Genomic DNA, 4,816 nt, shown 5'->3' with positions numbered 1-4,816 from the left:
GCCTGGCCCGGCGAAACGGTCTGGCCGATTTCGGCGTAAGTCGCGGTGACCACACCGGAATAATCTGCCTTCAGCACGGCGTAGGAGAGCTGTTCCTTCGCTTTGGCCAGATTGGCGTCGGCCTGCTGCATGTTGGCCTGCGCGGCGGCGCGTTCCTGTTCGGCGGTGTCGAAGGCCGCCTGCGAGGTGGTCTTCTTTTCCAGCAGCGCGGACTGGCGCGCCTCGGTTGAGGAGGCGTTGTCGAATTGCGCGCGGGCGGTGGCGAGATTGGCGTTCGCCGCGCGCACCGCCATTTCGAGCGCCAGCGGATCGATCGCCGCCAGCGTCTGGCCGGCCTCGACGCGGTCGCCGGCCTTGACCGGCCGCGAGATCATCCGGCCGATGACGCGGAAACCGAACGGCGTCTGCACCTGCGGCTGGACCGTGCCCGAAAGCACCATGTCGAAGGCGGGACTCGGCTCGGCGACCAGGGTCATCGCCGGCCGGGGCTGCGGCGCCTCGGCTTCCTGGCTCTTGCCGCAGCCGGCGAGCGCGGCGGCCAAAGCCAGCGGCAGAAGCGGGGCGAGAAAGGAACGTCTGAACATCACGGATGCTCCGTGGTCTGGCGCGGATCGACGATCTGTCCCTCGCGCAGGAATTTGGCGCCGTCGACGACGACGGCTTCACCGGCCTTGAGGCCGTCGCCGACAATGATCCGCTCGCGCTCGTAGCGGGCGATCGCGACCGGCCGCAAATGGACCGCCTTGTCGGCCGGATCGACCACCCAGACGGCGGTCTTGCCGTCCTTGGCGGTCAGCGCGGTCCAGGGCAGTACGAAGACGCCGTCGAGGCGCACGCGCCCGGTTCCGGTCACGGCCGCGCCGAGCGGCAGCACGGGACCGGCCGGATCGATCTCGACCTTGACCTGAATGGTTCCGGTCTTGACGTCCACCACCGGCGAAACCTCGCGGATGCGGCCGGTCGTCTTGACGGACGAATCGCCGACCAGGCTGAGATAGATCACCGGAGCGCTGAGCTTGTGCGAAAAGGCCGATTCATAAACCGAGAAGACCGCGTCGCGCGGACCGTCCTGCGCCAGGATGAAGGCCATTTGCGCCGCCTGCGCCACCTGGCCGACCTCGATGTTGCGTGCGGTGATCACGCCCGGATGGCCCGCGCGCAAATAGGTATAGGACAGCGCGTCCTGCGCGGTCGCGACCTGCGCTTTGGCGGCGTCCAGCGATCCGGCCGCCGTGCGCTGCGCGCGTTCGGCGAGGTCATAGGCGGCGTGGGTCGCGTAACCGCTGGCGAGCAGGGATTTCTGACGCTCGAAGGCTGCGTCGGCCTGGCGCATAGTCGCCTCGGCGCCAGCGAGGCCCGCCTGGGCCGCGGTGAGATCGGCCTGCTGTTCAGTCGGGTCGAGCCGCGCCAGTACGTCGTCGGCGCCGACATGCTGGCCGACATCGGCCTTGCGTTCGATCACCCGGCCGCTGATGCGGAAGGACAATTCACTCGGAATCTGGGCGCGCACCGTTCCGGTCAGGGTGATTTCGCCGTCGAAGGATTGCAGTTGCGCGGTTTGCGTCACCACGGCGAAGGGCGGGCGTTGCGCGGGCGCTCCGGACTCGCCGCAACCGGCGAGCGGCAGGGCGGCCAGGAGAAGCAGGGCGAAACGCGAGAGGGCCGTCATGCGAACTCCTGAGGCGGCGCGCGAAAACGCCACAAAAACAATCGTCGCCGCCGGCGGCGACGATTTTGCTGGGCATTTGGTCCTCGAAAGGATTATTATTGACTGACTGGAAAGTCAATAACATTAACATCGCCGGCAGGAGCCGAAGATGAAGGAACGAGCGCGCCGCAAGGCGCAGCGGCCGGGCGAAATTCTCGAAGCGGCCTTCGAAGCCTTTGCGGAGCGGGGATTCGCCGCGACGCGGATGGAGGATGTGGCGGCGCGCGCGGGCGTGACCAAGGGCGCGATCTATTTTTATTTCGAGACCAAGGAACGGCTGTTCGAGGAAATGGTCGGCCATTATTCGCAGGGCGTTCTGGCCGATGCGGGCGCCATGCTGGCGGCGACGCGCGGGACCTGCGCCGAGCGTCTGACGGCCTTTGTGAAATATATGTTCGGGCGCTGCGCCCAGGATCGTCACAGCCGCGAGATGATTCGCTTCATGGTTTCGGACGGAAAATGCTTTCCGCAATTGGTCTGGCGCCATTACCGGGAGTTTTTCGCCCCGGCCATGGCGATGGTGTCGGACCTGCTGGCGGAAGGGATCGCGCGCGGCGAGTTCCGGCCGGAGATCGCGCGGCACGGCGCCGAGATCATCGTGGCCCCCTCGGTTTTTCTAAGCCTGATGCGGCTGATCTTCGATGACAGCATGGAGATCGACGAGGACGCCTATCTCGCGACTCAGGTCGATTTTCTGCTTGGCGGATTGCTGACGCCGGCGGGACGCAAAAACTTGGGCGAGGGAAAGGCTTGCGGCGACGGCCGCGCCTCGATATAGAACGAGTCGCACCGCTGCTCCCTTCGTCTAGCGGTCTAGGACGTCGCCCTCTCACGGCGAAAACAGGGGTTCGAGTCCCCTAGGGAGCGCCAAATATTAAAATCAAATCGTTGGAAACGAAATGTGCGCCTAATTCCGGCGCGTGCCCAACTTGTGCCTAATAAGCGCGGGCGAACGAGGGCGGATGGCTGCGACCAAGAGCGCAGATGACCGGTGCAGGTCGGAGTTGAGGCGAGGGGGGTGTTAAGGCTGGGTTGGTGGCGCCCAGTACGACGAGAGCTGGGCATTCGAGGTCCGCCGGCGGGAACAGTCGGTGCTTAATGGTGCGGCCACAGCTGCCGTTGGGCCTCTACGCGATCTCCTGGAAGCGCGCCCAAGCTATGTGACAGCGCGAAATGGTCCGCCGCGATCACCGGCGGCCAGCAAAGCCAGCGTCTGCCGATGCTGCTTCTCGAACCGCAAGTTAAGAGCAGATCCAGCCCCCGCAACCATTCCCTACGCTGCAGTATCCCGCAATCGCTGAAAACTGCGATGTAGTGCGCCAAAGCACCATAGTCGACGACCGCTAAGTTCACTGGGCGAATGTCACCGGATGTCGAGTCTGATCGCCACGGCTGTACGAGCTGACGCCCGATTCGTGGACACCGAGAAAAGGTGTTCGATGGAACGAGAGCTGGATCACGGAGAGGCGATAATTAAAGCAGCAGAGCGCGCGTCATACCATCGTCGTGGTTATTCGATGATAATATGTTTTCATCCTTGCCACGTTATGAAACACTGAGGCTTACCAATTGGCGCGGTGCTGGAAGCGTGCAATAGCGTAGACGCGATGAGCCCGTTTTTTTCGCTGGTGGCGGGACATTTGACCTGTTTCATTTCGGCGTTCGCGCAAAATAGCCCCGCGATAAGGCGAGGCGTCTTATGATTTTTTTGGTGTCTCGCGACAAGGAATGCGTCTCGACCTGGCGAGCGGTTGCGCTGGCGATTCTCGCTGCGCTTCCGTGCTCGGCCTATGCCGGCGAAGGCGGCACAAGCTATTGGACGCCGGGCTCGTTCGGCAGCATGGCGGCGGTTCCAACCACGCCCGGCTGGTCGGTGACCGCATTCCACATTTATTCCAACACCCAGCAGGCCGGCTCCGGGACTTTCGCTCAGGATCCGATTTTCGGCATTCTGCCTCCGAATGTAACGGCGACGCCGTTCGCGAAGCAATTCAATCGTTCCAATCAAGATTATATCACGCCGACTTATACTTTTCGGGATCCCGTGCTCGGAGGGCAGTTGGCGCTCGGCGTTACCGCCCAGGCCGGCGTCACCGGAGCGACCTTGAAGGGAGAATGGCTGGGCGCGACCGCCACCCCCTTTGGCAAAGCGCCGTTTGCGCAATTCGGGACGCGCGATGACGCCATTTTCGGTCTCGGCGACATCGCGCCCGAGGCGACGTTGAAATGGGCGTTCGGCGTTCATAATTTCCTGGCCTATGCCGGCTTCAACATGCCCGCCGGCCAGTTCTACCCGAACCGCCTCCCCAATATTGGCGCCGGCCATTGGTCTGCCGATGGCGGCGGCGGCTATACCTATTACGATCAGAAGACCGGCTGGGAGTTTTCTGGCGTTCTCGGCCTGACTTACAATTTCATCGAACTTCAGTCGAAATACCACGACGGGATCGACCTGCATTTCGACTGGGCCGGCTCCTATACGTTCAACGACAAAATTTCGGCGGGCGTGGTCGGCTATGTCTTCAAACAGATCAGTTGTGACAGCGGGCCGGGCGCCACGGTCGGATGCTTTGAAACGCAAGTATTTGGCCTCGGCCCGCAATTCACCTATAATTTCCCGGTCGACCAATGGCAGGGGTCGCTCAATTTCAAGGCCTACAAGGAATTCTGGGCTCAGAACCGCGCCGATGGCTGGAACGGGTGGATCACGCTGACGATCAATCCGCCGGCGCCGCCGTCCTGAAGCTGACGCAATATTGCGCTCAGAAAGAGCCACATTTTTTACAACAGATTGGCCGGCCCGCAACGCGCTCGGCGGCGCGGCCGTGAGACGATCGATCAATCGACCACCCCGAACGCGGGAATTGTCCCGCCGGCGTTGGAATGCGGGCCAATGAGCAAGCGCGCTCAGCGGCCATCAGGCGTTTCCGCGCCAACGAATCGATTTTTGGTTTGATCGTAATGAAATTTCGGATCGTAAGCCGGCGCGGACAGCCCCAATTTTTGGGCCGACAACAATCCCACGGCCGCCATGACCGCGTAAGAAGCGACGACCCGATCGCTTTGCGCCGTCACCAATTGTATCCGCGAACTCAGCAAAGCCTGATG

The 4,816-nt window shown here is 62.7% G+C and carries 4 protein-coding genes, 1 tRNA gene and 1 pseudogene; 3 read left to right on the top strand and 3 right to left on the bottom strand.

The window, feature by feature from the left end; translation table 11 throughout:
• Together ACE3S9_RS14970 and ACE3S9_RS14965 are read right to left on the bottom strand one after the other, a co-directional pair.
• Positions 1-584, bottom strand: a 584-nt coding sequence (locus ACE3S9_RS14970) for an efflux RND transporter periplasmic adaptor subunit (RefSeq protein WP_374547278.1), incomplete at its 3' end; no start/stop codon positions are given.
• Entirely contained in the window at positions 584-1,669 is a 1,086-nt protein-coding gene (locus tag ACE3S9_RS14965; RefSeq protein WP_374547277.1) for an efflux RND transporter periplasmic adaptor subunit, read from the bottom strand. The genes ACE3S9_RS14970 and ACE3S9_RS14965, both read right to left, overlap by 1 nt.
• Before the next feature lie 148 nt (positions 1,670-1,817).
• Between ACE3S9_RS14965 and ACE3S9_RS14960 the strand changes: the two genes are divergently transcribed.
• From ACE3S9_RS14960 to ACE3S9_RS14950, 3 genes are all read left to right on the top strand, one after another.
• Positions 1,818-2,486, top strand: a complete 669-nt coding sequence (locus ACE3S9_RS14960; protein ID WP_374547276.1) for a TetR/AcrR family transcriptional regulator — start codon at positions 1,818-1,820, stop codon at positions 2,484-2,486.
• 16 nt (positions 2,487-2,502) lie between these two features.
• A tRNA-Glu gene (locus ACE3S9_RS14955) sits at positions 2,503-2,578 on the top strand.
• An 829-nt stretch (positions 2,579-3,407) separates the two neighbouring features.
• Entirely contained in the window at positions 3,408-4,451 is a 1,044-nt protein-coding gene (locus tag ACE3S9_RS14950; protein ID WP_374547275.1) for a transporter, read from the top strand.
• Between the two features lie 164 nt (positions 4,452-4,615).
• Here ACE3S9_RS14950 and ACE3S9_RS14945 read toward each other — a convergent pair.
• Positions 4,616-4,816: pseudogene (locus ACE3S9_RS14945) on the bottom strand (channel protein TolC); the annotation flags it as partial.

This window comes from Rhodoblastus sp., assembly GCF_041915505.1.
Lineage (GTDB): Bacteria > Pseudomonadota > Alphaproteobacteria > Rhizobiales > Beijerinckiaceae > Rhodoblastus.
Note: the sequence above shows the minus strand (reverse complement) of the source record. Positions and strands in the feature narration are given on the sequence as shown.